The sequence below is a fragment of the Pantoea sp. GbtcB22 genome, assembly GCF_019091025.1.
In the GTDB taxonomy this organism is placed as follows: Bacteria; Pseudomonadota; Gammaproteobacteria; order Enterobacterales; family Enterobacteriaceae; genus Pantoea; species Pantoea leporis.
The window spans coordinates 1-243 of sequence record NZ_JAGXKB010000653.1; the positions used below are offsets into that span (position 1 = coordinate 1).

The 243-nt window shown below is 51.4% G+C and carries 1 pseudogene; it reads left to right on the forward strand.

From position 1 onward, the window contains the following. Positions 1 to 243: pseudogene (locus KVT28_RS26285) on the forward strand (hypothetical protein); the annotation flags it as partial.

The window sequence follows — 243 nt, forward strand, 5'->3', positions numbered from 1 at the left end:
CCGTTTTAAGGTGACAGGTGCGGCGGACAATTTCGGTTATTTTCCAACAACGACGTTGTTTTTCGACTGGGATACCAAACCACGTGGTCAACATTTCTTTAAAGTGCAGGCACGCTATGCCGAAATTTCTGGGCTGGTTGTGAAAGGCAAGAGTCCGGACAGCGGTGGTGATGGCGGCACGGCGTTCAATAATGTCGGTTCCTATGCCAACACCATTATCGGCGGCCAGTTCTTGCGCGTCAG